General features: G+C 69.4%; 18 protein-coding genes, 1 tRNA gene, 2 rRNA genes and 4 pseudogenes (1 of these 25 only partly in view). 12 read left to right on the forward strand and 13 right to left on the reverse strand.

All coding sequences use genetic code 11. The features are described from left to right. Positions 1-30: 30 nt before the first annotated feature. Together chrA and M2351_RS43695 are read right to left on the reverse strand one after the other, a co-directional pair. A complete protein-coding gene (chrA, locus tag M2351_RS43690) occupies positions 31-1,440 on the reverse strand; it encodes a chromate efflux transporter (protein WP_264662194.1) in 1,410 nt (469 codons plus the stop codon). 14 nt (positions 1,441-1,454) lie between these two features. Beyond that, positions 1,455-2,465: a chromate resistance protein gene (locus tag M2351_RS43695; RefSeq protein WP_264662195.1), complete on the reverse strand. Its 1,011-nt coding sequence runs from the start codon at positions 2,463-2,465 to the stop codon at positions 1,455-1,457. A 112-nt stretch (positions 2,466-2,577) separates the two neighbouring features. Here M2351_RS43695 and M2351_RS43700 point away from each other — a divergent pair, with 112 nt between their 5' ends. The 8 genes from M2351_RS43700 to M2351_RS43735 all read left to right on the forward strand — a co-directional run bounded on the left by M2351_RS43700 (position 2,578) and on the right by M2351_RS43735 (position 13,012). Continuing rightward, positions 2,578-3,507 carry a DUF1259 domain-containing protein gene (locus tag M2351_RS43700; RefSeq protein WP_264662196.1) on the forward strand — a complete coding sequence of 310 codons (930 nt, stop codon included), beginning with the start codon at positions 2,578-2,580 and terminating at the stop codon, positions 3,505-3,507. 4 nt (positions 3,508-3,511) lie between these two features. After that, positions 3,512-4,522 (forward strand): YncE family protein, encoded by a 1,011-nt coding sequence (locus M2351_RS43705; RefSeq protein WP_264662197.1) that lies wholly within the window; start codon positions 3,512-3,514, stop codon positions 4,520-4,522. Positions 4,523-4,915: 393 nt separating this feature from the next. Beyond that, positions 4,916-7,966 (forward strand): xanthine dehydrogenase family protein molybdopterin-binding subunit, encoded by a 3,051-nt coding sequence (locus M2351_RS43710; protein WP_264662198.1) that lies wholly within the window; start codon positions 4,916-4,918, stop codon positions 7,964-7,966. Continuing rightward, positions 7,963-8,799, forward strand: coding sequence for an FAD binding domain-containing protein (locus tag M2351_RS43715; protein WP_264662199.1), 837 nt, complete (start codon positions 7,963-7,965; stop codon positions 8,797-8,799). The genes M2351_RS43710 and M2351_RS43715 overlap by 4 nt, the downstream gene beginning before the upstream one ends. Beyond that, complete coding sequence (locus tag M2351_RS43720) at positions 8,787-9,338, forward strand: (2Fe-2S)-binding protein (RefSeq protein WP_264662200.1); 552 nt, start codon at positions 8,787-8,789, stop codon at positions 9,336-9,338. Before M2351_RS43715 ends, M2351_RS43720 begins: the two co-directional genes overlap by 13 nt. After that, entirely contained in the window at positions 9,331-10,872 is a 1,542-nt protein-coding gene (locus M2351_RS43725; RefSeq protein WP_264662201.1) for an AMP-binding protein, read from the forward strand. The genes M2351_RS43720 and M2351_RS43725 overlap by 8 nt, the downstream gene beginning before the upstream one ends. Before the next feature lie 26 nt (positions 10,873-10,898). Continuing rightward, positions 10,899-11,708, forward strand: coding sequence for an enoyl-CoA hydratase/isomerase family protein (locus tag M2351_RS43730; RefSeq protein WP_264662202.1), 810 nt, complete (start codon positions 10,899-10,901; stop codon positions 11,706-11,708). Positions 11,709-11,908: 200 nt separating this feature from the next. After that, positions 11,909-13,012: a hypothetical protein gene (locus M2351_RS43735; protein WP_264662203.1), complete on the forward strand. Its 1,104-nt coding sequence runs from the start codon at positions 11,909-11,911 to the stop codon at positions 13,010-13,012. Positions 13,013-13,076: 64 nt separating this feature from the next. Here M2351_RS43735 and M2351_RS45455 read toward each other — a convergent pair. The 7 genes and pseudogenes from M2351_RS45455 to M2351_RS45465 form a co-directional block, all read right to left on the reverse strand. Then, a pseudogene (locus M2351_RS45455) lies at positions 13,077-13,838 on the reverse strand (helix-turn-helix domain-containing protein); the annotation flags it as partial. Positions 13,839-13,961: 123 nt separating this feature from the next. Further along, the gene (locus M2351_RS43745; protein ID WP_264662205.1) at positions 13,962-15,377 is read right to left on the reverse strand and encodes a UbiD family decarboxylase; all 1,416 of its coding nucleotides are present in this window, start codon (positions 15,375-15,377) and stop codon (positions 13,962-13,964) included. 193 nt (positions 15,378-15,570) lie between these two features. Beyond that, positions 15,571-16,323, reverse strand: coding sequence for a sodium:solute symporter family transporter (locus M2351_RS43750; RefSeq protein WP_264662206.1), 753 nt, complete (start codon positions 16,321-16,323; stop codon positions 15,571-15,573). 20 nt (positions 16,324-16,343) lie between these two features. Further along, complete coding sequence (locus tag M2351_RS43755; RefSeq protein WP_264662207.1) at positions 16,344-16,964, reverse strand: sodium:solute symporter family transporter; 621 nt, start codon at positions 16,962-16,964, stop codon at positions 16,344-16,346. A 69-nt stretch (positions 16,965-17,033) separates the two neighbouring features. Further along, positions 17,034-18,305, reverse strand: coding sequence for an alpha-hydroxy acid oxidase (locus M2351_RS43760; RefSeq protein WP_264662208.1), 1,272 nt, complete (start codon positions 18,303-18,305; stop codon positions 17,034-17,036). Positions 18,306-18,382: 77 nt separating this feature from the next. Continuing rightward, positions 18,383-18,949, reverse strand: a pseudogene (locus M2351_RS45460) (thiamine pyrophosphate-dependent enzyme); the annotation flags it as partial. A gap of 388 nt (positions 18,950-19,337) precedes the next feature. Next, positions 19,338-19,718: pseudogene (locus M2351_RS45465) on the reverse strand (thiamine pyrophosphate-binding protein); the annotation flags it as partial. A 390-nt stretch (positions 19,719-20,108) separates the two neighbouring features. On the opposite strand from M2351_RS45465, the gene M2351_RS43770 reads away from it, so the two are divergent. From M2351_RS43770 to M2351_RS43785, 4 genes are all read left to right on the forward strand, one after another. After that, the gene (locus M2351_RS43770; RefSeq protein WP_264662210.1) at positions 20,109-20,765 is read left to right on the forward strand and encodes a UbiX family flavin prenyltransferase; all 657 of its coding nucleotides are present in this window, start codon (positions 20,109-20,111) and stop codon (positions 20,763-20,765) included. A 52-nt stretch (positions 20,766-20,817) separates the two neighbouring features. Further along, entirely contained in the window at positions 20,818-21,750 is a 933-nt protein-coding gene (locus M2351_RS43775; protein ID WP_264662211.1) for a LysR family transcriptional regulator, read from the forward strand. A gap of 158 nt (positions 21,751-21,908) precedes the next feature. Next, positions 21,909-22,103 carry an aldehyde dehydrogenase family protein gene (locus M2351_RS43780; protein ID WP_264662212.1) on the forward strand — a complete coding sequence of 65 codons (195 nt, stop codon included), beginning with the start codon at positions 21,909-21,911 and terminating at the stop codon, positions 22,101-22,103. Between the two features lie 9 nt (positions 22,104-22,112). Continuing rightward, positions 22,113-23,393: an aldehyde dehydrogenase family protein gene (locus M2351_RS43785; protein ID WP_264662458.1), complete on the forward strand. Its 1,281-nt coding sequence runs from the start codon at positions 22,113-22,115 to the stop codon at positions 23,391-23,393. A gap of 60 nt (positions 23,394-23,453) precedes the next feature. Here M2351_RS43785 and M2351_RS43790 read toward each other — a convergent pair. From M2351_RS43790 to M2351_RS43805, 4 genes and pseudogenes are all read right to left on the reverse strand, one after another. Continuing rightward, positions 23,454-23,612: pseudogene (locus M2351_RS43790) on the reverse strand (transposase domain-containing protein); the annotation flags it as partial. 117 nt (positions 23,613-23,729) lie between these two features. Then, positions 23,730-23,806 (reverse strand) — tRNA-Met (locus tag M2351_RS43795). 90 nt (positions 23,807-23,896) lie between these two features. Then, positions 23,897-24,012 (reverse strand): 5S ribosomal RNA (gene rrf / locus M2351_RS43800). 124 nt (positions 24,013-24,136) lie between these two features. Next, positions 24,137-24,699 (reverse strand): 23S ribosomal RNA (locus M2351_RS43805); it runs 2,183 nt beyond the window's last position.

Below are 24,699 nucleotides of genomic sequence, written 5' to 3' on the forward strand. Positions count from 1 at the left end.
GTCGGCTCATTCGGCTATGGGACGCCATCGCTAGCTGGCCCCGACGTGAAGGGCCAAGCCGAGGAGCGCGCACACCGTCAGGGTCGGGATCATGCCCACCTTGAACCGGAAGACGGCGAGCACCGCGCCGATGGTCAGGACCAGCGAGGGAATGTTGATCGTGCTCAGCACCGGAACGTCGAGCGTTACGCCGGCGCCGTGCACCGGTTCCAGCCGCCCGAACAGCACATGCAGGGCGAACCACACCGCCAGGTTCAGCACGACGCCGACCACCGCGGCGGTGATCGCCGACAGGGCGCCGCCAAGCGCCTTGTTGCCGCGCAGGGCCTCCACGAACGGCGCGCCGAGGAAGATCCACAGGAAGCACGGCACGAAGGTGACCCAGGTGGTCAGCAACCCGCCCAGCGTGCCGGCCAGCAGCGGCGGCAGCGCGCCCGGATCGCGGAAGGCGCCCATGAAGCCGACGAACTGCGTCACCATGATCAGCGGCCCCGGCGTCGTCTCGGCCATGCCCAGGCCGTCCAGCATCTCGCTGGGCTGGAGCCAGCCATAGTGGTCGACCGCTTGCTGCGCCACGTAAGCCAGCACGGCGTAGGCGCCGCCGAAGGTGACCACCGCCATCTTGGAAAAGAACACCGCGATCTGGCCGAACACGTCGCCCGGGCCGAGCGTCAGGAGCAGAGCCAGCACCGGCCCCAGCCACAGCGCCAGACAAATGGCGCCGACCCGCAGCGACCAGCCGAGCGTCGGGCGCGCGTGCGGCGGCGTGCCCTCGCCAAGCAGGCTGTCGGCGTCCGCCAGTGTCTTGCCCGTGCCGGACCCATGTCCCCCGCCGACCGCGAACTCCGGGCGGCCCAACCGTCCACCGACAAAGCCGACCAGACCGGCCGCCAGGATGATGATCGGGAACGGCACGTCGAAGGCGAAGATCGCCACGAACGCCGCCGCGGCGATGCCGAGCATGATCCGGTTCTTCAGCGCCCGTTTGCCGATGCGCACGACCGCTTCCAGCACGACGGCGAGCACCGCCGCCTTCAGACCGAAGAACAGCCCTTGCACCAGCCCGACGTTGCCGAAGGCCGCGTAAATCCAGCTGAGCGCCATGATGGCGACGATGCCGGGCAGCACGAACAGGATGCCCGCGATCAGACCACCCGGCGTGCGGTGCATCAGCCAGCCGACGTAGACGGCCAGCTGCTGCGCCTCCGGTCCCGGAAGCAGCATGCAATAGTTCAGAGCGTGCAGGAACCGCGTCTCGCCGATCCAGCGCTTTTCCTCGACCAGGATGCGGTGCATCACCGCGATCTGCCCGGCCGGGCCGCCGAAGCTGAGCGCGGCGATGCGCGCCCACACCCGTGTCGCCTCGCCGAGGCTCACCCCATGCCCGCCGGCCCTCATCGCGGAGGCCGGTGCATCCACGGTGGCGTTCGCCTCGGTCATCGCGGTCTCCTCAGTCACGCTTTTTTGCGGAAGTGGCCATAGAGGTCCTCGAACACGGCGCCGCCGCGCTCCAGGCGTCGCTCGTCGTCGTCCGTGGCGGCGGCGATGCCGGAAAGCAGCGTGCGGATTCCCGCGGCCTCCTCCCGCTGGAACTTACCGTCCTTCAGGTCGATGTCGTGGACGATCTCGGCAATCGCCCGGAGTGCCCGATCCGGCGTCCGGTCCGGCGGCACCAGCTTGGCCAGCAGGACCTCGAAGGTGCAGTGGTCGCCTTCGTGCGTGAATTCCGCCTCGAACATGTCGAAACGCAGTTCGCCGGGTTCCGGCACGTAGCCCTTGTCCGGCACAAAGATGAAGCGGGCTTCCGGGTCGATGAACCGGCGGATGAGCCACGCCGAAGCGATGCGGTCCACCTGCACGCCGCGGCGCGTCACCCAGGTCCGTCCCTTCAGGTCCCCGACAGCCTTGGCGTCCATGGTCGTCTCCTCTTCATCCGGGCTGCGCTCGGCCTCGGCGAGCCGAGCCTCGATGCCGGCCAGCAAGCCCTCCACCGGCTCCCGGCCACCCGCGCCGAAGAAATCGATGGCGACGATCTCGGCCAAGCGACGCCGCAGGCGGGTCGCCTGGGCCCGCAACTCGCCCTTCCGCCCGTTCCACGCCTCCGGCCCAGCGGCGAGGATCTCGGCCACGCCACGGGCATCGATGGCGAGCGCCTCGTAGTCGGCGTCGCGCGCCCGGTCGAACAGCGCCCGGATCTCCCGGTCGGTCAGCCCGTCGATGAAGCGCGCCTCGAACACCGCCGCCTCGCCGCCGCCCTCGTTGATCTCCCGCAGAAGCCACTGGAAGTCCTCCCGGGTCTGATCCCCTGCGGGCAGCGCGTAGAGCGAGTTCTTGATGCCCACCGCCCCCAACGCCTGGAGGCGGCGCCAGATCTTCACGCGGAAATACGCGGGTTTCGGCGGCAGCTGATGGGCCAGCAGCAGCCAAGCGTACCGGGAGTGCGAGGTGGCGGGCGCATCGCTCATCGGGCACCTGTATCTCAGCAATAACAGCAGTGCAACACTTGTATCGCCACATCTCAAGGAGTAAGGTCTGTTTCTTATCCAGATAATCCGAGGGACGAACAGGAGGCCCGCCATGGTGCGCCACATCGGACTTCTGATCGCGGCGGTGGCCGCCACGGCCCTATCGACGGTTGCCTTCGGGGCGGACGTTGACTGGAGGGCGGTCGACGAGGCGATGGGGCGGTCCGGCGCGATGCAGCCGGGCGACGTCCACAAATATTCCATCCCGCGCACGGACCTGAAGGTCACGGTGGACGGCGTCGCGGTCAAACCGGCCCTCGCGCTCGGCTCCTGGGTCGCCTTCAAGGATGATCGCAAGGAGGGCAGCGGGCACGCGATGGCGATGGGCGACCTGGTGCTGACGGAAACTGAGATCGCGCCGGTGATGAAGAGCTTGGTCGAGAGCGGACTCCAGGTCACCGCCGTGCACAACCACATCCTGCGGGCTTCCCCCGCAACGCTGTACATGCACATCGCCGGGACCGGCGATCCCGTGAAGCTGGCCCAGGCGATCCGCGTCGCCCTGGCGAAGAGCGCGATGCTCCAGGAAACGCCTTCCCCGGCCGAGCAGGCGCTCGGCCTCGACACAGCGGCGCTGGAAGCGGCGCTCGGTCAGAAGGGCAAGGCGGCGGGCGGCACTTACCAGTTCAGCATCCCGCGGGCCGAGACGGTGCAGGACATGGGCATGGAGATTCCGCCCGCCATGGGCACCGCCATCGCGATCAACGTCCAATCGGCAGGGGATGGCAAGGCCGCAACGACGGGCGACTTCGTCCTGACAACCGAGGAGGTCGAGCCGGTGGTCCAGGCCCTGGTGGCGAACGGCATCGAGGTGACGGCGCTGCACACCCACATGCTGGGCGAGGAGCCCCGGCTCATCTTCATGCATTTCTGGGGCGTCGACGACCCGGCCAAGCTCGGCTCCGGCCTGCGCGCCGCGCTCGACAAGGTGAACATCGCCCGCAGCCAGACGTCGGAGCTGCCCGGCGCGGCGAAGCCGTAAGGCCATGACCCGGCGCATCGGCACGCTGGCCCTGCTCGCCGCATCGGCCAGCCTTCTCGCCGGCTGGTCCCCGCCGCCCGCATCGGCGGCGGACGGCGGAGCCCTGGTGCTGGAGCGGACGATCCCCCTAGGCGATGTCTCCGGCCGGATCGATCACTTCGCCATCGACCTCGCCCGGCGGCGCCTCTTCGTCGCCGAACTCGGCAACGGCACGGTCGGCGTGCTCGACCTCGCCCAAGGCAAGGTCATTCATCGGCTGACCGGGCTGAAGGAGCCTCAGGGCATCGGCTACGTGCCGGGAGTGGACACCGTCTACGTGGCGAGCGGCGGCGACGGCACCGTCCGCCGGTTCCGCGGTGAGGACTTCGCCGCCCTCGATACGGTGAAGCTCGGGGACGACGCCGACAACGTCCGCGTCGACGCGTCCGCCGACCAAGTGATCGTCGGGTACGGGAACGGCACCCTGGCGGTGCTGGAGGCTGGGTCTGGAAAGACGCTCGGCGCGATCAGGCTCGATGGGCACCCGGAGTCCTTCCGGCTGGAACCGAACGGCCCGCGCGTCTTCGTGAACGTCCCCGACGCGCGGCAGGTCGCGGTCGTCGACCGCAACGAGAGCCGTCAGGTCGCCACCTGGACGTTGAGCGGCGCCGGAGCCAACTTCCCGATGGCGCTCGACGCCGCAACCGGGCGTCTTGCGGTCGTCTACCGCAAGCCCGCCACCCTCGCCGTCTTCGACACCGCGCGGGGCGAGGTCGTCGCGCGGCTTCCCACCTGCGGCGACGCTGATGACGTGTTCGTCGACAGCAAGCGCCAGCGCCTCTACATCAGCTGCGGCGAAGGCGCGCTCGCCGTCCTCCAGAGACAGGGCGACGTCTACCAGGACATCGGGCGAATTCCGACCGTCCCCGGCGCGCGAACGTCGCTCTGGGTTCCGGAACTGGACCGCCTCTTCCTCGGGGTACGGGCAAGCGGACGGGAGGCCGCGGCGGTCCGGGTGTATCGACCGGTGCCGTAGTGCTGCCGTTCCTCCGACGCCTTGTTGAAGTGATGGACGCCATCGCGGCGGGGATCCGATCCGGTCGCAGGGATCAGGAAGAAGATGGCGTTCCGCATCGTCGCGTCACGCAACATCTTGGCGTAGGAGACGATCTCGACGTAGGCATCGGGATTGCCCAATATCCGACAAGCTCCTCGCAGTCCGGGGTCGGGTGGAACGGATAGCCGCGGGAAGCGGCCTTCGGTGTGACGACCGGGGCTCCCGAACCCATGGCCCGGAGCTGGCAAGACGGAGTCCCTCCCCGCCAAGCTTTCCGCTGCTGAAAATCAGACCCCCGGATAAATCGTGATACTCCACGGTAAAGGCTTCCGCCGCCCGGTCCCCTAGGCTTCACGCAATGGGAGGGCCGACATGACGGTGATGCAGACTGTTTGGAATGGGGCGGCGGGTCAAAAGGCCGCCGGCCATCGGACAAGTGGACTGCCGGACGAAGCGGGGATTGGTGCACCGGCTCTGGTCGGGCGTCCCATGCCGCGGGTGGAGGATGGGGCGCTGCTGACCGGCGTGGCGCGCTACGCCGACGACCTGCCGGCCAAGCCGGGGACGCTCCACGCGGCGATCCTGCGCTCGCCCCACGCCCACGCCGAGATCCTGGACGCCGACATCGCCGCCGCCCTGGCGGTCCCCGGCGTGGCCGCGGTGGTCACCGGGGCCGACGCCAAGCGCTTCGCCAGCCCCTTCCTGGTCGGCGTGCGCGCACCGATGGAGCATTGGTGCCTGGCCGTCGACCGCGTCCGCCACGTCCGGGAACCCGTTGCGGTGGTGCTGGCGGACAGCCGCTATCAGGCGGAGGACGCGCTCGACCGCATCGCGGTGCGATACCGCCCGCTGCCACCGGTCGCCTCGATCGCCCAGGCGCTGGACCCGGCGTCGGAACCGCTGCACCCGGCGCTCGGCTCCAACCTCGTCAACAGCCGCGGCTTTCATTACGGCGACCCGGACGGCGCCTTCGCCCACGCGGCGCGGACGGTCTCCATTGATGTCGAATACCCCCGCAATTCCTGCACGCCGATGGAGTGCTTCGTCGTGCTGGCCGACCACGACGCGGCCGAGGACGCCTACGAAATCCTGTCGAACTTCTCCGGCCCCTTCGCGGTCCATCCGGTGATGGCCAAGGCGCTGAACGTTCCGGGATCGCGGCTTCGGCTGAAGACGCCGCCCCATTCCGGCGGCAGCTTCGGCAACAAGCAGGCGGTCTTCCCCTACATCGTGCTGATGGGGGTGTGCGCCCGCGTCGCCGGCCGGCCGGTGAAGTGGGTGGAGGACCGGCTGGAGCATCTGATGGCCGCCACCTCGGCCACGGCGCGGCGGATGCGCATCGACGCGGCGGTGGAGCCGGACGGCAAGGTGCTCGCCCTGCGCATGGAGCAGACGGAGGATTGCGGCGCCTATCTGCGCGCTCCGGAGCCGGCGTCCCTCTACCGCAACCACGGCAACCTGACCGGCGCCTACGACATTCCGAACCTCGCGGTGACCAACCGCATCGTCGTCACCAACAAGACGCCGACCGGCCTGAACCGCGGCTTCGGCGGCGGGCAGCTCTACTACGGGCTGGAGCGGCTGATGAACCGCGTCGCGGCGGAGCTTGGGCTCGACCCGCTCGACGTGATCCGCCGCAACCTCGTGGCGGCCGAGGCCATGCCCTACCGCACGGCGTCGGGCGGGTCGCTGGACTCCGGCGAATATCCCGCCACGCTGGAGGAGGCGGTGCGCGACGGCGCGCTGAAGGCGCTGAAGGCCCGGCGCGACGCGCTGCGCGCCGAGGGGCGGCTCTACGGCATCGGCTACGCCGCGGTGGTCGAGCCCTCCATCTCCAACATGGGCTACATCACCACCGTGCTGACCGCCGAGGAACGGCGCAAGGCCGGGCCGAAAAACGGCGCGCAGGCGACGGCCAGCGTCGCGGTGGACCCGACGGGCGGCGTCTCGGTCCACGTCTCCTCCGCGCCGCAGGGGCAGGGGCACCGCACGGTGCTGGCCCAGGTGGTGGCCGACGTGTTCGGCCTGCGCTTCGAGGACGTCCGCGTCAACACGGACCTCGACACCGGCAAGGACGCCTGGTCAATCGCGTCGGGCAACTATTCCAGCCGCTTCGCCGGGGCGGTGGCCGGGGCGGCGCAGGTTGCCGCGACGCGGCTGCGCGACCGCATGGCGGCGTTGGTCGCCGGATCGCTCAACAGCCGGCCGGAGGAGGTGCGCTTCGCCGGGGGCAAGGTCTTCGCGGCGGGGAACCCGGACAACGCGCTGTCCTTCTCCCGCGCCGCCGCCGCCGGCCATTGGGCGCCGGGCACGCTGCCGGATGGGCGGGAGGCGGCGCTGCGCGAGACCGCCTTCTGGACGCCGGAGCCGCTGAAGGCTCCGACCGACGCCGACCACATCAACAGCTCGGCCTGCTATGGCTTCATCTTCGACTTCTGCGGGGTGGAGATCGACCGCGACACCGGGGCCGTGCGGATCGACCGCTACGTCACCATGCACGACGCCGGCCGGCTGCTGAACCCGCTGCTGGTGGAGGGGCAGATCCTGGGCGGTTTCGCCCACGCGGTGGGGGCGGCGCTCTACGAGGAATACGCCTACGGCGACGACGGGCGCTTCCTGTCCGGCACCTTCGCCGACTATCTGGTGCCGACCGCCTGCGAGGTGCCGGTGCCGGTCATCCTGCACCGCGAGAGCCCGTCGCCGGTCACGCCGCTCGGCGCCAAGGGGGTGGGCGAGGGCAATTGCATGAGCACGCCCGCCTGCCTCGCCAACGCTGTGGCGGACGCGCTCGGCGGGCCGGTGCCGTCGCTGCCGCTGACCCCGGCCAAGATCGCGGCGCTGATCCATCCGCCGGAGCCGCCGCGTCCGGCGGGAACGGCGGGTGAGGTTGCTCCCTCGAAAAGCCTCGGCGGGCGCGGCTTGACGGGGGAAGGCAGCCGCGAGGTCCCGGCGGCGCCGGAACAGGTCTGGGCGATCCTGCTCGATCCCAAGGAGCTGGCCGCCCTGCTGCCGGGCTGCGAGGCGTTGGATCTCGCCGGTCCCAACGCCTACCGGGCGGAGGTGGTGGTCGGCATCGGACCGGTGCGCGGCCGCTACACCGCGGAGGTCGCCCTGTCCGACCTCGACCCGCCCCGATCGCTGACCCTGTCCGGCAGCGGGTCGAGCGCGCTCGGCACCGGGCGCGGCACCGGCCACGTCACGCTGGAGCGCACGGCCGGGGGCACCCGCGTCACCTACCGCTATTCCGCCGAGGTCGGCGGCAAGGTCGCGGCGGTCGGCGGGCGCATGCTCGACAGCGCGTCGCGCCTGCTGATCGGCCAGTTCTTCGAAAAGCTGGTTGCCCGCGCCGGGGGCACGCCGGCACCGGCCGAACGGCCGGGCCTTCTCGCCCGCCTGCTGCGGTTTCTGGGGCTGAACCGATGAAACCCGCGTCCTTCGATTACCTGCGGCCGGCCACGGTCGCCGACGCCCTGGCGGCGCTGGCCGCGGAGGGCGACGACGCCCGCGTGATCGCCGGCGGCCAGTCGCTGATGCCGATGCTGAACATGCGGCTGGTGCAGCCGCGCCTGCTGATCGACTTCAGCCGCCTGGAAGAGCTTCGGACCCTGCGCGTCGAGGCCGGCTGGTTGAGCGTGGGGGCGGCGGTGACCCAGGCGGAGCTTCTGTCCCGCCCGTCCCTGCGGGACGAGGTGCCGCTGCTCGCCGCCGCCCTCCCCTGGGTCGGTCATTTCCAGACCCGCAACCGCGGCACCGTCTGCGGCTCCGTCGCCCACGCCGACCCCAGCGCCGAGACGCCGCTCTGCCTCGTCGCCACCGGCGGCGAGGTGGTGCTGCGCAACGCCAGGCGCCGCCGCACCGTGAAGGCCGCGGACTTCTTCCTCGGCCCGCTGACCACGGTGAAGGCGGCGGACGAGATCGTCGAGAGCGTGCGCTTCCCGCTCGCCGCCGCCGGCAGCGGCCACGCCTTCCGCGAGGTCTCCATGCGGCACGGCGACTTCGCCATCACCGCTTGCGCCGCAACGGTGGACGGGACGCGGGCGAGCCTCGCCGTCGGCGGGGTGGCCGACCGCCCGACGCTGCGCTTCTGGCCGCTGGCCGGCGGCGCGCTGCCGCCCGACCTCGACGCGGCGCTCAACGCCTTCGCCTGGGATCTCGGGGGCGACGACGACCAGCACGCCACCGCTCGCTACCGCCGCGACCTCGTGCGCCGCATTGGCCGCACCGTCCTTGAGGAGGCCCTGTCATGCCGCCGCTGAAGAGCGTCGCCGCCACCTTGGCCGCCGACGCGCGCCACACCGTCACCGTCGTCCTGAACGGCGCGCCCCGCACGGGCCAAGCCCACCCCCGCCTGCTGCTGAGCGACTTCCTGCGCCACGAGCTGGGCGCCCACGGCACCCGCGTCGGCTGCGAGCACGGGGTCTGTGGCGCCTGCACGGTGCGCATCGACGGGGTGGCGCAGCGCGCCTGCCTGACCCTGGCCGTGCAGGCCGACGGGCGGCGCATCGACACGGTCGAGGGGCTGTCCCAATCCAACGAGGGCCGCATGACGGCGCTCCAGGAGGCCTTCCGCAGGCACCACGCCCTGCAATGCGGCTTCTGTACGGCCGGCATCCTGATGTCGCTGTCCGATTACCTGGGCCGCAACCCGAAACCCACCGAGGAGGAGCTACGCGACATGTTGAGCGCCCATCTTTGCCGCTGCACCGGCTACGCCGGAATCGTCCGCGCCGTGATGGACGTGACCGGCCAGGCAGCGGTTTCAAAAACCATGGGCGAGGAGGCCGCCCATGTTTGACCTCGGCCGCAGCATCCTGGCCAGCGCGGAGCGCAGCCCCTACGCCCTGGCCGTCGTCGACGGCGATCTGCGCCTGACCTACGCGGAGTGGCTGGACCGCATCCGCCGGCTGGTCGGCGCCTTCGACCGCTTCGGCCTGCGCCCCGGCGACCGCATCGCCACCGCCCTGCAGAACAGTTGGGAGATGGCGACCATCCATTGGGCTTGCCAGCTGGCCGGCATCGCCGTTGTGCCGCTGAACTGGCGGGTGAAGGCGGACGAGCTGGATTACTGCCTGCCCAACGCCGAGGTGCGCGCCCTGTTCTTCCAGGACGTCTCGGCGGAAGCCACGGCCAAGTCCCCCGTCGCGCAAGCCCTGCCGCGGGTCGTCGTCGGTTCCAGCGCGCCGGGGGGCACCCACCGTTTCACCGCGCTGCTCGACGCCAAGCCGGCCCCGGCGGTGCCGCGCGCCACGGACGACCATGTGTCGCTGTTCCTCTACACCTCCGGCACCACCGGCAAGCCGAAGGGCGTGCCGCGCCGCCACCGGGCGGAGCGCGCCGCCGCCGTGGCCCATGTCGCCCAGAACTGCTACCGCCGCGGCGAGCGTACGTTGGGCGTGATGCCGCTCTACCACACCATGGGCGTGCGCTCCCTGCTGGCGATGGCGCTGGTGGACGGCACCTTCGTCTGCCTGCCGCGCTTCGACACCGCCCGCGCGCTGGACCTGATCGAGGCGGAGCGTCTGACCTGCCTCTACCTCGTGCCGACGCTCTACCACGACCTGCTGGCCGACCCGCGCTTTTCCGCCACCGACGTGTCGTCGGTGCGCAAGCTGGGCTTCGCCGGAGCGTCGATGACCGATGGGCTGCTGAAGCGGCTGGACGCCGCCTTCCGGCCGGAGCTGTTCGTGAACCACTACGGCTCGTCGGAAATCTACACCTTCACGCTCGACCAGAACGCGCCGGCCAAGCCCGGTTCCGCCGGTAAGGCGGCGCTGAACCAGCGCATCCGCGTCGTGAGGCTCGGCTCCTACGACTCAGGCGACGAGGCCCCGGCGGGCAAGGAAGGGCAGATCATCGCCGATCTGTCGGGCGACGAGGCCTTCGAAGGCTACTGGAAGCGCCCCGACGCCGACGCCAAGGCGCTGCACGCCGGCTGGTACTTCACCGGCGACATCGGCTTCTTCGACGCCGACGGCGACCTGTTCGTCACCGGGCGCGTGGACGACATGATCATCACCGGCGGTGAAAACGTCTCGCCCGTGGAGATCGAAAGCGTCCTGTCCCTGCACGACGGCGTGCTGGAGGTCGCCATCGCCGGCCTGCCGGACGAGCGCTGGGGCCAGCGCGTGGTCGCCTTCATCAAGCGGGCGCCAGGGGTGGAGGCCGCCGACCTGGACGCGCACTGCCGCACCTCCGGCCTCGCCAACTTCAAGCGCCCGCGCGAGTACGTCTTCCTGGACGAAATCCCCAAGTCGCCGGTCGGCAAGATCCTGCGGCGCAAGCTCCAGGCCGGCGAACACCAGCTCGAACACAGCCCCATCGCACACTGAGCAACTGACTTTTCTGGAGAGAACCCGTGAAGCCCTACCCGTTCGACAGCAGCAACCACCTCCTCTCCGATCTCGACGGCTTCCGCGTCGAGATCGACGAAGCCAAGGAGCGCGCCGACATCGTCCTGCACCGCCCGCCCTTCAACATCATCAGCATGCTCCAGCGCGACCAGTTCGGCGCGGTCTTCGCGACGCCCGACCGCGATCCGAAGGTGCGCGTGATCGTTCTGCGGGCCGAGGGCGAGAATTTCTCCTCCGGCGGCAAGATCGCCGGTTTCCTGGAGCAGACCCCGGAGCACGTGTCCGAACTGGCGATCAACGTCGCCGCCCCGGAACGCTGCCACAAGCCGGTGATCGCCCAGGTCCGCGGCTACTGCTTCGGCGTCGGCTTCGAGCTGTCGCTGGCCTGCGACTTCCGCATCGCATCCGAGACCGCGCAGTTCGCCCTGCCCGAGATGCGCATCGGCATGATCTCCGGCTCGGGCGGTTCGGCCCGCCTGCTGCACATGATCGGCATCGGCCGGACCAAGGACATGGTGATGCGCGCCAAGCGCATTCCGGGGCACCAGGCCGCCGATTGGGGCTTCGTCACCGAATGCGTCGCCGACGCCGAGCTCGAGGCCACCGTCGCCGCGCTGGTGGACGAGCTGCGCGGCTTCTCCCCGCTGGCCCAGCGCACCATCAAGGGGGTGCTGAACAGCGGCAACAACGTGTCGGTCAACGGCGCCATCGAGATTGAGGGTCAGGCCTACGGCCGCCTGCGCAGCTCCGAGGATTTCGCGGAGGGCGTCGCCTCCTTCCAGGACAAGCGCAAGCCGGTCTTCAAGGGACGCTGAGTGACAGGGCCTTTTCCTCCTCTCCCTGCTCCGCAGGGAGAGGGGAGTTCGGTACCCCTGAATTTCACCTTGTGGCTGTGGCCGGCCGATGGCATCCACAGGGTATGAACCGACAGGCTGGAGAGGGTCAGCGCCCGATGCCGGACGACGCCGTAGCGGGACCGTCGACGCCTCGCCGAGGCCGGACGGCGCGGACGCTCATGCTGGTCGGACCGCTGGTCGCCCTGGCCGCGGCCTTCGTGCTGCTGACCGAAAAGCCGGGCGAACCGAGCGACGCGGACGTTCGCGCCGATCTTGTCGCGATGATCCGGGAGGCCGCCCCGCGCGAGCGGCTGGAGGCGGAGATCGCCGCGGCGCTGGATCGCGACGTCCCGGAAGAGGCGGAGAAGTATTTCGAGGTCGCCGACCTCGTCGGCGTGCCGGTCGATCCCGCCCTTCGGTCCCGCTGGGCCGATGAGACGTCCGGCTGGCGGACGGCGTCGCGATCGGTGCGGCGCGCGGCCACCGGCTTCGTGACCGGCGAGGGGGAGGATGCCGTCGGCATGGCCGCTGCCCTGGCCTCCGACCTCACCGTCGTCGGCGATGTCCGGGACCTCGCCGGCCAGGCGTCGCGGATGATCCGGGGCGAGGCCGTGGACGAACTGACCCTTGGCCTCTCCATCGCCGGCGTGGCGCTGACGGTCGGGACCGTGGCCACGGCGGGCGGGGCCCTGCCGGCCAAGACAGGCGTCTCCCTGGCGAAGCTGGCCCGGAAGACCGGCCGGCTGACCGCGGCTTTCCAGGCGGAGCTTGGGCGCGTCGTCGCCAAGTCGATGGACGTGCCCGCCTTCCGGCAGGCCGTCCGCGACGTTCCCTGGTACCGGCTGGACGATCTGGCGGCCGTTGCGCGGCGGCACGCCGCACGCGTGGATGTTGCCGAGGCCCGGAAACTCCTTGCCTCGGTGGGCTCGATCAACCAGGCGACCTCGCCCGCCCGGACCCTGGCGGTCCTGCGCCATGTGGACGACGTGAAGGACGTCCAGAAGGCCGAACGGGCCGCCACGCTGCTCGGCAAGCCGGTGAGCGGCGCGTTCCGGCTGACCGGAAAGAAGGTCCTCGCAACGGTCGCCCGCGCCGGCGCGCTGTCCGCGATGACGCTGGGCGCCCTGTTCGCCGTGGCGAGCGGTGTCCTGTCCTTCCTGGTCGGTGCGCTGATGGCACTTGCGACGCTGTGGCGCCTGGGCACGCTGACTGGCAAGCTGGCCGGCTGGACCCTCCGAAGCGCCGTCGGGCCCCTGCGGTGGCGGACCCGTGGTACAGGGTGACGACGCGGCGGTATTCGGTCGGCGTCACGCCCTGGTGATTGCGGAAGAAGCGGCTGAAATGGCTGGGTGCGGCGAAGCCGAGCCGACCTGATATCTCCGTGGCGCTCTCCCGCCCCGCGGCCATGGCGCCGATGGCGGCCTCCATCCGCAGCACATTGAAATACATCGCCGGCGTGATCGACAGCGCCTGCTGGAACAGCCGGAACATGTGCGCCCGCGACAGGCCGGCGGCCACGGCGACGCGCGCAGCGTCGAACTCCTCCCCCAGGTTGCCGCTCATGAAGCGGATGGCCTGCCGGATGCGGAAATCCGTGGGCGCCGTGACCGGGGACAGGACGGCTCCGCGCAGGCTTCGCCAATCGGAAAAGCGGTCGACGATGGCGACCATCAGGTCGAACAGCGCCTGTTCCATCCGCTCGGCCGAGGGATCGCCGTACAGCAGCTCCGCGGTCATGCGGTCGGCGAGGCGCCGGATGTGCGGCGTCAGCTCGCCGCAGGGGTGGGAGAAGAAGCCGGGGTTGCCGCTGGCGGTGAACTCCCGCTGTATGGCGCCGAGCCAGCCGGGCTCGATGTAGAGCGCCAGGATCACGGTGCCCGGCGCCCTCGGCTGGTGGGCGTAGGAATGCGCCTCCCAGCTGTTGACCAGCACGGCCGTGTCGTCGCGCAAGGGGTGGCACCGCTCCCGCACTGCGAACTGCGTGTCGGCGCCCGACGCCTTGATCAGCACATGGCAATGGGGATGCGCGTGGTGGATCAGCGCGTGGTCCATGTCCAGCAGCGCAACGCGGCCGAACGCGCCCTGGTGAATCCGCATGGCCTTCGACATGATGCGCGGTCCTCTGTCGGCTCGGTTTCCCCGGCATGGGAAACAACAAAAATGGGCCGATCCGGCCTCTTGGTCTCCGGATCGGCACCAGTTGGGGACGTGACTCGGCGCGGGCAACCGGACCTATTCGATCACGCTGCGCCAGGACGCGCCGGGATCGACCAGCCGGTCCAGATCGACGGACTCTTCGCCCGGAACGCGGATGCGCTTGAATTTCATCTCGGGCGCGTCGACCGGGATGGTCGCGTCGATGCCCCATTTGGCGCCCAGCCCGTCGGCGGTGGACGGGTCGAGCTTGGAACACTGGCTGTCGCCGATGACGACGAGGTCCCGGTCGGCCTGGAAGCGCGTGGCGACGGCCCATTCGACCTCGCGCGCGTTGTGAATGTCCACGTCGGTGTCGACGACGACCGCATGCTTGATGTCGTAATGGGCGGCGAAGGCGCCGAGCAGCACGTTCTTGGCCTCGCCGTGCTGCGTCTTCTTCAGCTTCACCACCAGATGGTAGCGCCCGACGCCGCCCAGCGACAGGTGGACGTCCTGCACGCCGGGGAAGTTGCGCTGAAGCGAGGCGAGGATGGTCGCCTCGCGCGGGATGGCGCCGAGCAGCAGATGCTCCAGCCCGCCGCCGACGATGGTGTGGAAGATCGGGCGGATCCGGTGGGTCACCGCGTCCACCTGGATCACGTGGCGGTCGGCCCGCTCCCCGTAATATTGCGGGAATTCGCCGAACGGCCCCTCGGCCTCGCGCACGCGGGGGAGCAGGCGGCCCTCGATCACGATTTCCGCCCGGGCCGGAACGCGGACCCCGTTGGTCAGGCAGCGCACGACCTCCAGCGGTTCGCCGCGCAGCGCGCCGGCGATCTCCAGCTCGTCCTGGCCGACCGGCACGATCGCCTGGGAGGCCAGCAGCGTGGCCGGATCGACGCCGATGACCAGCGCGATCTCCAGCGCTTCCCCCTTCGCTTCGGACTTTCGGTAGAAATGATCGGTGTGGCGCGGCAGCAGAAGGATGCCGATGCGGTCCGGCCCGTTGATCTGGCAGCGGTGGATCGAGACGTTCTGGACGCCGGTTTCCGGATCGCGCGCAATGGTCAGGCCGGCGGAGATGTAGGGGCCGCTGTCGTGCTCGTTGTGGGTCGGAATGGGCAGCAGCTTGGTCAGGTCGATGGGGCCGCGATGCACGACCTCCTGCGCCGGGGCGTTGGTCACCTCGCGCCAGGGCAGCGGCTCGTCCGCGGCCTTCTGGACGTGGGCGATCAGCGCGTCGCCGGAGACGCCCAGCGCCTCGGCCATCCAGGCGCGGTCGGACACGAGGCCCGACACGACCGTTCCCGGATGCCCGTCCGGGCGGGGGAACAGGGTGGCGGTGGTCCCGTCCAGGCGTTTGGCGGCGGCCAACTCATGGACCAGCCCGACACCGGGGCGCATCACCGTCAGACGGTTGGTCGCCGCCAGCCGGTCGAGCCAGCCGCGCAGGCCGAAGGCCTTGCCGCGCGGGTCCTGGGAATGGATGCGTTCGATGATGTGCGCGCTCATGGCGTTTGTGCCCTGATGGAAGAGTTTCGAGGATGCGAGAGGGGCCGGGGGGCCATGTTCCACCCCGGCCCGTGCCGTCATACGGTCGGCGGATGATCACTTCCAGTGCCCGCCGACCGTCAAACCCGGCAGACCAATGCGTTAGCATTGATTGAGAGGGTGATACGGAGGACGCCTTCAGGCGCCGTCCGTATCAGGCGGTGTCCCGCATGGCCCGGCCCGAGGTCATCAGGCGCGGCAGGTGGCTGATGCTCATCACGATCAGCGGGATGACCAGCGCGACGTACGCGTTGTCGAAGCCGTAGGGGTCGCCGGCCATGTACCAGCCGATGGTCAGGACCAGCGATAGCAGGATGCTGGTCACCGCACCCTTCGGGCTGCCGAAGTTCGGGGCGTAGAAGATGAATAGGACCAGCACCGCCAGGGTCAGGCGCAGCGACTTGGCCAGGAAGGTCACCTTCAGCACGTCCGGCGCGAAGATGGCCAGCGGGATCGGCAGCAGGCCCACGACGATCGCGGCGACACGCACGAACATCAGCGACCTGTCGTTGCCGGCGGCCTTGCCCGTCATGGACAGGTAGAAGTCCTTGTAGAGCAGGGTCGCCGTGCCAATGCTGATGGCGGAGATCGTGCCGAACAGCGACGCGGCGAGGCCGGCGACGACGATGGCCGCCATCATGCTGTCCATCCGCGACACGATCATCGGGAAGGCCTGGAGCGAGTTGATCTGCGGGAACAGCACGGCGGCGCACATGCCGCAGACGGCCGCGGCGATGCCGAAGGGGACCAGCAGGACCGAGGTGTAGAAGCTGGCCTTCTGGGCCTTGGCGGAGTCGCCGACCGTGCTGATCGCCTGGAGGACGTACTGGGTGGAGAAGACCGCGCCCGTTCCGGCCAGGACCCAGGCCAGGATCTGCGGCCAGCCGGCGTTGTCGACGGTGAACATGGCCGGCGGCAGCTGCGCCCTCAGTTCCGACCAGCCGCCGACCTGGTCAGCGCGAAGGCGGTGGCGACGAGGATGCCGATGTACTTCACGATGGCGTGCATCACGTTCGTGTAGATGACCGACCGCATCCCGCCCATACCGACGTAGAGCGCCGCGAACAGGCCGGTGAAGACGATGGCCAGCGACCGGTCGATCTTCAGCAGCCCGGCGAGCACCGCGCCGCCGCTGGCGTAGACCGACACGGCCACGATCTGCAGCGCGAAGATCATGATGATGCTGGTGGCGATCTTGGTCGGCGCGCCGTAGGTCCGCGCCAGGGCGCCGGAAATGGTGTTCTCGCCCAGATCCTTGAACTTCCGGGCGAACAGGAAGGCGTAGAGCACGAAGCCAATGCCCAGCGCGACGAGGTTCCACGCCGCCGAGATGCCCCACTTGTAGCTGGCCTGGGCGGTGCCGACGCTGGCGGTCGTCCCGATGAATTCCGACATCAGCAGGAAACCCACCAGGATGGCGGGGTAGGTGGTGCCGCCGGACGTGAAGTTGTGGGCGGTGTTGGAGAAGCGGCGCGCGGCGTAGCTGACCACGCCCATCGCCAGGATGTAGACGACAGCCAGGGACATGGCCGTCCAATTGGCTTCCATGCGGATTCCCTCCCGGAGTTTGATGACGCCAAGCCCGTTGGTGAGGCTCTTGTTCGGGGCGCCGGTTGGTTATGGATGATGATGGGGGCCGGCCGGCCCCCCGGCGCCACCCGGAGGGGCGCCCAAGGTGACACCCAGTGCGGCGGCGCCGCTCTGGGCGAGTGCCACCCGCAATTCGTCGGTGAAGAGGCGCACGACATGGTCCACGCCACCCTCCCCGGCCGCGGCGTAGGCCATCAGGAAGGCGCGCCCCGCGAAGGCCGAGACGGCGCCCCGGCCAAGGACGCGCAGCAGGTCGAGGCCCGAGGAGATGGAACCGTCGACGAGAACCGTGGCCCGCCGCCCGACCCGCTCCACGATCGAGGGCAAGGCGCTGGCGGTGGCCGGTGCCGCGTCGAACTGGCGTCCGCCATGGTTCGACACAAGGATTCCGTCGGCGCCCAGCGAGACCGCTGTCTCGGCGTCGTCGGGATGCAGGATGCCCTTGACGATCAGCGGGCCGGTCCAGGCGTCGCGGAAGCGGGCCACCGACTCCCAGGTCAGCGGGCCGGTCATCTTCTGGTAGACGAAGCTCGCCAGATCGGCGGTGCTCGCGTCCGGCCCCAGATAGGCTTCGAAGTTGCGGAAGCGTGGCTGCCCCTTTTGCAGCATCGCCAGCGCCCAGGCCGGCGCCCGCGCCACGTCCCACGCGGTGCGCAGAGTGGGGCGGAAGGGCACGACCAAGCCGTTGCGCACGTCGCGCACCCGCTTGGAGCGCACCGGCACGTCCATGGTCAGGACCAGCGCGTGGGCGCCCGCGGCCTGGGCGCGCCGGATCAGGTCAAGCGACACCGCGTGGTCGTTCTCCGGCACGTTGTAGAGCTGGTACCAGAAGACGTCCGGCGCGATCTTGGCGATGCGCTCGATGGAGGTGTTGGCGACTGTGGACATCACGTAGGGGATGCGCGCCCGCTGCGCGGCCTTTGCGATGGACTCGTCGGCGTCCGGCCACAGCAGGCCGGCCAGCCCCATCGGGGCTCCCCCGACCGGCAGGGCGTAGCCGCGGCCGAACAGGATCGTTTCCGTCGTCACCGAGCGGACGTCCAGCCCATAGCGCGGCACGATCTCGATGGCGTCCAGCGCCCGGCGGTTGCGCGCCAACCCGAGGTCGTCGCTTACCCCGCCGGCCACGAAGTCATAGGCGAAACGCGGCGCCCGCCGCCGGGCCTGCGCCGCGAGATCGGCGACCGTCGGGAAGCGGCGGCGCAGGCGCGCGGCCCCCGTCGACAGCCCGCCGGTGCCCCAGCCGCCCGCCGGCTTTGCCGGCGTTGCTGCAGCGATGGCTTGATCCTGCGCCGACAACAGTAATCACACAGCACGTTGACCAGCGCCTGCCGGCGCTCGGTCGTCACCACGGCGACCGCTTGGCGCAGCGCCTCGCACAGCTGCTCCGGCCGCTCGACGCGGAAGCCCGTGCCGCCGCTCGCCTCCACCAGCTTCTCATAGGCCGGCGCCGGGCTGAGGTCGGCCAGCATGCGGCCGCCGTCGCACGCAGCGACGCCGGTCTTGTACATCGCCATGGTGGCGTTGCGCACCGCGCCGTAGAGCTGGTTGTTGAAGATGATGGTCAGGACCGGCAGGCCATGCGCCTCCGCGACCCAGTGGGAGGCGGTGGGATTGGCGAACATGTAGGCGCCGTCGCCGAGCGTCGCGACGACCAGCCGGTCCGGGTGAGCGAGCTTGGCCCCCAGCGCCGCCCCCAGGCCCCAGCCGAGGCCGCCGGCCGCGCTCAGCCCGAAATAGCTGCCGCTCGCGGTCTGCGGGCAATGCTCCAGCCGCAGCGGGTATTCGTTGACGATCAGCGCGTCGGGACCGACCGCCTCGGCGATGCAGGCGCTCAGCCACTCCGGGCCGATGGCGGCGCCCGGCGGCGGCGCGTCCGGAGTCCGGCGCTTGGCGGCCAGGGCGCGGGACTGGGTGCACAGGACGGCGCCGCGGACGGCGATCCGCCACGCGGGCCAGCGCGTCGAAGCCCGCCCTGGTGCGCCCCGCGCCCTGGGTGATGATCAGCGGGCGTTCAGCCGTGGCGATCCAGTCGGCGAGCCGGCGGATATCGTCCGGCTGCGGGTAGGGCACCGCCGGCGCCGGCCGGCGACCGCTGTCGGGACGGGAGACGCGGATGGGTTCGGCCAGCACGTCGCGCGGCAGGGTGGCGTAGACGGGGCCGCGCGGCGAGGTCATCGCCACCTGATAGGCCCGCGCGACCAGATCGGCGGCCTGTTCCGGCAGGTGCAGCTCGTAATCCCATTTCACCGCTTCGCGCAGCATGCCGCCCTGGTCGAACATCTCCTGCGCCCAGTGGATGTAGCGGGTGCGCGTGCCGTGCCGGCCGGTCTCGCTGTAGGGGGAGCGGCCGGCGAACAGCAGAACCGGCGTCTCGTCGCGGCTGGCGTTGAGCACCGCGTTGACCGTGTTGGCCGTCCCGACATTCACATGCACCATCACCGCCTGCGGCCGGCCGGTCGTCATGTAGACGCCGTGGGCCATCGACACGGCGACGTTCTCGTGCGGGATCACCATGGGACGGGGAACGTTAGTGCCATGCTCCGCCGCCCGGGCGAAGGCCTCCGCGATCGGAGGAAAGTCGGTTCCGCCATTGGCGAAAAAGTAGTCGACCCCGCAAGCGGACAGTTGACGCAGGAATTGGTCCGAAGCGGACTCGTCGTGTTGCTCTTGTGCTTCGGTCGTCTGCTTCTGTTCGATCAACGTTGTCACTCCCTCGACTGCCGCGGTTCATCGACCGGCATGGCTTAGTCCGTCCATAAGATGCTTGGGGGTGCCAATTAATCAAATAACTTCGAGTCATCGAAACGATCATGAAAGCTGATGAAGGAGCCGTGGGATGCGAAAGTCCACCTCATGGCCGGCCCACCGGCCGATATGGCGGAGGCGCCAGCCATCAGGGATCGTGATTGCGGGCATTAGCAATCACTATTAGTGATTGCCCGGTGACCTCCCCATAATGGGTTTCGGGTCGGCGGACAGGGCTGCGCGGCCGCCGCCAAAGGAATGGTCCCAGTCGCGAAGGAAGCGCGTGATGAACATGGTTCCGAACACCTCCGCCGGGGGGACGCCGGAGACGGGGGAAGCGAACGGCCGGCCGCTGTGCCGCCGCGTCTGATTGTCGGGATTTCCGGCGTTTCCGGGGTGATCTACGGGATACGGATGCTCCAGACCCTACGGCGGCTGGGGGTGGAGACCCATCTCGTGATGTCGCGGTCGGCGGAGATTACCGCAGCGATGGAGACGGGCTGGAAAATCGCCGACATCCGCGCGCTGGCGTCCGTCGCCCACCCGATCGACGACATCGCGGCGTCGATCTCGTCGGGATCGTTCCGCACCCTGGGCAGGGTGGTGGCCCCCTGCTCCATGCGCAGCATGTCGGAGATCGCTTGCGGAATCACGACGAGCCTGCTGAGCCGGGCCGCCGACGTCGTGCTGAAGGAGCGGCGGCGGCTGGTCCTGATGGTGCGCGAGACGCCGCTGCATCTGGGGCATCTGCGCACCATGACCGCGCTGTCCGAAATGGGGGCGATCCTGGCCCCGCCGGTCCCGGCTTTCTACGCAAAACCGGCGGATCTGGACGATATGATCGACCACACCGTCGGCCGGGTTCTGGACCTCTTCGACCTGGACAGCGGGAAGGTTCGCCGCTGGGGCGAAACGGCCCGGCGCTCCGGCCGGTCACCCGCCCATCGGGATCCGGAGCAGGCCGCCGAACCGGCCGCGGCGCCGGCCGGCGATTGCGTGGTGGACACCTGAGGGAATCACGGTATGGCGGCGCCTCGGCGCCCTTCGACCCTGCGAGATCGTCATGGACCTACGGCAACTCCAGTATTTCGTCTGCCTGTTCGAGGAGGGCAACGTGACGCGGGCCGCCCGGCGATTGAACGTGGTGCAGCCGGCGCTCAGCATGCAAATCGCCAAGCTGGAGGCGGAGCTGAACGAGAAGCTGTTCGAGCGCAGTTCGCAGGGCATGATCCCGACCGCCGCAGGGCGCACCATGTACCGGCTGTTCCTGCCGATCCTTCGCGACATTGCCGCGGCGAAGCAGGAGATCAGCAACCTGTCCGGCCGGATTTCCGGTCAGGTCGCCATCGGGCTGATCGCGTCCGTCACCCAGTCGGCGCTGTCGCAGACAGTCGAGCGGTTCTCCAGCCAGTATCCCAGCGTCGAGCTGGACATCACCGAAGGCTACACCGCCAATTTCGTGGAGCAGGTGACCACGGGGCAGCTCGACATCGCCCTGATCAACCGCTCCCGCAAGAAGCTGGCGCTCACCACCGAGGACATCCTGAACGAGGAGATGGTCCTGGTCAGCGGCACGGCCCAGGGCCCGGCTATCGTCGAACCGGTGCGGCTGGCCGACCTGTCCCGCTACCGCCTGGTGATCCCATCCAAGCGCCATGGCCTGCGCGCGGTGCTCGAACAGGAGATGGAGGCCCAGGGCATCGATCTGAAGCCGAAGCTGGAGATCGACTCGCTGATCTCGATCGCCGAACTCGTCGCGCGCACGGACTGGGTGACCGTGCTGCCCAGCATCGGTGTCCATCGCGGCTTGGCCGACGGCACCCTGCGGGCCCACCGGATCGTCGACCCGGCCATCGCGCGCACGCTCGCCTGGATACACAACCCGCGGCGCCCGCTCAGCCTCGCGGCCGTCCGTTTCATGGAGATCATGAACGAGCGGCTGCTGGAGGCGGCACGATCGACCTCGTCGGTGACGGCAGATCATCACGCGAAGTGATCCCGTTGATTAGAATAGACTATTTGCCTGCCTGACCAACCCCGGGATTAGCTGGCGGACCTGCCCGCCCCGTGCCGCGGCCCGCCGCCGCCACCCGGCCTTGCGCCGGCACGTCCCCGGCGCGCCACGGTCGCCCAACGAAAATGGAGGAAACAGACATGACCATGCCCGACAGCCATCGATCAACCGGCCAATGGATCGGCGGCGCGTGGATACCCGGACAGCGGAAGGCGACCAGCCTCAACCCCTTGGACGGCAGCGCGGTCGGGACCTTCGCCGACGGCGGACGGGAGGACGCGGACGCCGCCATCGCCGCGGCCAGCACCGCCTTCGAGCGGACGGAATGGGCGTAGAGCCCGCGCCTGCGCCAGACCGTCCTGCTGGACTGGGCGCGCAATCTGGAGGCGCAGGCCGATGATCTCGCCCGCCTGCTGACCCTGGAGAACGGCAAGGTCCTGGCCCAGTCGCGCGGCGAGATCGCCGGCGCCATTTCGGAGATCCGCTATTACGGCGGCCTTGCCCGCCACATCCCCGGCCATGTGCTGGAGGTCGAGCCCGGCGTCATCTCCACCATGCTGCGCGAACCCGCTGGCGTGGCCGCGCTGATCATTCCGTGGAATGCGCCGGCCGTCCTGCTCGCCCGCGCCATCGGGCCGGCGCTCGCCTGCGGCTGCACCGTCGTGGTCAAGCCGGCGGCACAGACCACGCTGCTGACCGCCGCTTTCATGCGCGCCCTGTCCGATGTGCCGGGGTTGCCGCCCGGCGTGTGCAACATGGTCAGCGAAACCGGGCACGCCGCGTCCGCCCGGCTGGTCGAGTCCCCCCTGGTGGACGTGCTGAGCTTCACCGGATCGACCGCGACCGGCAAGCGGATCATGGCCACCGCCGCCGAGACCATGAAGAAGCTGTCGCTGGAGCTGGGCGGCAAGAGCTGCTGCGTGGTTTTCCCCGACGCCGACATCACCGCCACGCCGGCGCGCATCGCCACCACGGCGGCGCGCGTCGCCACCGCCGCCACCATCATCTCCGGCCAGCAATGCACCGCCGCTCGTCGGGTGCTGGTCCATGGCTCCATCTACGACGCGATGAAGGAGCATCTGCGCACGGCGCTGGCGGCCATCGCCGTCAGCGACGGCATGAATCCGGCCATGGGCATGGGGCCGCTGATCGACACCGCGGCGCGCGCCCAGGTCCAGGGGCAGGTGGAGCGCGCCTTTGACCTGTGCGACGAGGTGGTCCTGCGCGGTGGTGTCCCGGACGGGCTGCCAGTGGGGGGCGCCTTCCTTACACCGTCGTTGGTCGCGCACGGCGACACCTCCGCCTTCTTCTGCCAGGAGGAGATCTTCGGCCCCTTCCTGGTGCTGGAACGCTTCGACGACGAGGCGGAAGCGGTGGCGAAGGCGAACCACACGGTGTTCGGGCTGTCGGCCAGCGTCTGGACGACAGACGGCGCGCGTGCTCTGCGCATCGCCCGCGCCCTGCGCAACGGCACCGTCTGGATCAACGACCACAACCGCCTCTTCGCCGAGGCTGAGACCGGCGGCTACCGCCAGAGCGGCCTGGGCCGGCTGCATGGCGATGATGCCTTCGCCGACTTCACGGAGCTCAAGCACATCTGCCAAAACGCCGGCTGTGTGGCGTGACTCCGACTGTCATGGGAGAAAGATTGGGAATGATCGTAAGCGGCGTGCAATCGCACCGGATCAGGGTTTGACGGCCGGCTTCCAATTCCACGGGAGCAGGTCGGCGAGGCGGCTGGCGGGGTAACCGTTCACCATGCGCTCCAAGATGTCGCGCACGTGGAAGAAGGGCTCGACACCGTTACGCTTGCAGGTGTCCACCAGCGACGCGATCGTCGCCCAGTGGCGATCGGCGCCGAACCGCCGGTCTGGCGATCATAGAAGGCCCCGGCGGCTGTGCTCCGAAACACGAAAGGCCGGCCCTGTTTCCAGGGCCGGCCTTGCCGGACAGTCGCGATTTGGTTGCGGGGGCAGGATTTGAACCTGCGACCTTCAGGTTATGAGCCTGACGAGCTACCGGGCTGCTCCACCCCGCGGGTGTGGGTCGGGACGCTGTGAGGACGGGTGCAAGTGACGGTGTACTGGTCGGCCTGTCCGGGCGGGTTGGCCTGGCGTGTGCCGTGGTGACCTGGCGGCGACCTACTCTCCCACGTCTTGAGACGCAGTACCATCGGCGCTGAGGCGTTTCACGGCCGAGTTCGGAATGGGATCGGGTGTTGGGAGCCTCGCCATGACCACCAGGTCACCAAGGCACACGCGAGCCATCCAACCGGACGGGCTGTCTTGTAAGTGAGGACGTTTGCTTCTTGCGGCGGAGTTGGGTGTTTTGTGTGTGGGCTGGCCGCTGCGCGTGGCGCGGCGGCGATGGGATCAAGCCGATCGAGCGATTAGTAAGGCTCAGCTTCGGGCGTTGCCGCCCGTCCACATGCCTCCTATCGACGTGATGGTCTGTCACGGCTCTCAAGGGAGTTCTGGTTTAGAGGTGGGTTTCCCGCTTAGATGCTTTCAGCGGTTATCCCGTCCATACTTAGCCACCCGGCGATGCGACTGGCGTCACAACCGGTCCACCAGAGGTATGTCCATCCCGGTCCTCTCGTACTAGGGACAGATCCTCGCAAAACTCCGACACCCACGGCAGATAGGGACCGAACTGTCTCACGACGTTCTAAACCCAGCTCACGTACCACTTTAATCGGCGAACAGCCGAACCCTTGGGACCTGCTCCAGCCCCAGGATGTGATGAGCCGACATCGAGGTGCCAAACGACTCCGTCGATATGGACTCTTGGGAGTCATCAGCCTGTTATCCCCGGCGTACCTTTTATCCGTTGAGCGATGGCCCGTCCACGTGGGACCACCGGATCACTATGGCCGACTTTCGTCTCTGCTCGACTTGTCGGTCTCGCAGTCAGGCTGGCTTATGCCATTGC

Origin of the sequence: Azospirillum canadense, from assembly GCF_025961225.1 — a bacterium.
Classification (GTDB): Bacteria; Pseudomonadota; Alphaproteobacteria; order Azospirillales; family Azospirillaceae; genus Azospirillum; species Azospirillum canadense.